Origin of the sequence: Rhodococcus sp. 06-470-2 (assembly GCF_002258235.1) — a bacterium.
Lineage (GTDB): Bacteria > Actinomycetota > Actinomycetes > Mycobacteriales > Mycobacteriaceae > Rhodococcoides.
In genome coordinates, this window is record NZ_NOYB01000019.1 from 1 (window position 1) to 1,471 (window position 1,471).

Here is a 1,471-nt window from a genome sequence, read left to right on the forward strand (position 1 = left end):
GGCGGATTCTAGGGGTCCTCGCAACACCTGATGGTCAGATGCCTGTCAGTAGATCACGTAAACGCTCGGCTGGAGTTTTCCAGCCGAGCGTTTTGCGTGGACGGGAGTTGAGGCGGTGGGCAACGTTCTCGAGGTCGGTGGCGCTGTACACGGACAGGTCCGTGCCTTTGGGGAAGTACTGGCGTAGCAAGCCGTTGGTGTTCTCGTTCGATCCGCGTTGCCATGGTGAGTGTGGATCGCAGAAGTACACCGGCACCCCGGTGGCGACGCTGAACTGCTTGTGCGCTGCCATCTCGCACCCTTGGTCCCACGTCAGTGAACCGCGCAAATGCGTTGGGAGAGAACCGATCAGAGGAACCAGAACGTCCCGGACCTCCTCTGCAGTGTGCCCGCCGGGGAGGTGACCGAGAAGCAGGTACCGGGTAGAACGCTCGACCAATGTCACGATCGCCGACTCCGATCGAGTACCGACGATCAGATCACCCTCCCAGTGCCCGGGCACGGAGCGGTCGGCGACCTCCGCCGGCCGCTCGGAGATCATCACCATCGCATCGACGAATCGTGAGGTGCGCTGCTCGGGTGAGCGGTGCTGTACGCGGCGAGTACGTCCGGTGCGCAATGCGGCAGCAACTTCTCGGCGTAGTCCGCCGCGCGACTGTACGTAGATGGCCTGGTAGATCGTTTCGGTGCTCACACGCATCGCCTTGTCATCGGGGAAGTCGACAACTAGAGCGTGGCAGATTTGCTCGGGCGACCACTGCAGGGCGAGTTTGCCGGCGACGTAGGACCGGAGCGAACCCTGTGCCGCCAGCTTCGCCGGTTTCGGCCGGGCACGCGAGATAGCCCACAGCCGATGTGCCCGGTGCGGGTGGTACTCGTCGGCGATGCCGTAGGTGTCGATCTCGCGTTTGACGGTCGAGGCCGCCCGGCCGAGGCGGCGTCCGATCTCACGCAGCGAACACCCGGCTCGACGCAGGTCGGCGATCTGTTCACGGTCGGTCACCGTCAGATACCGAGGGTGCAGTGTGGACTCGATGCGGGCCAGCGACGGCCTCTGAGCAGCGGTGACGAACGTTGTCATACCGGTTTTGTAGTCGATACGTCGACCATCCGGGTGCAGGCGCGCACCACCGATCTTGCGGATGCCCCCGTCCCAGTCCTGCGCAGTCCGGAGGTGGACCCCGACCTCCCGAGCAGCCTCGCGCCGCGAGATTCCCGACGAGCGAAGTTCCTCGTATCGTCCCCGACCCGAATGCTCGGCCCGGCCGCTCTTTCCGCGCCCTTGCACACCCGCCTGACGAACCCACCCGAAGGCAGTGTTCCGGTTCACCCCGACACAGCGTGCGGCCGCGCTGACATTCCCGTCCTCACGGTCCAACGCCTCGAAAAACCGCACCTTCAACCCAGCACATGCCACGATCCCCGCAACTCCCTCAAATCGAGGGTGTTGCGGGGATCGTTAGAACCCGCC

At 64.4% G+C, this 1,471-nt stretch carries 1 protein-coding gene; it reads right to left on the minus strand.

The window, feature by feature from the left end; genetic code table 11:
* Positions 1-34: 34 nt before the first annotated feature.
* A complete protein-coding gene (locus CH276_RS12095) occupies positions 35-1,213 on the minus strand; it encodes an IS30 family transposase (RefSeq protein ID WP_141214699.1) in 1,179 nt (392 codons plus the stop codon).
* Positions 1,214-1,471: the final 258 nt, after the last annotated feature.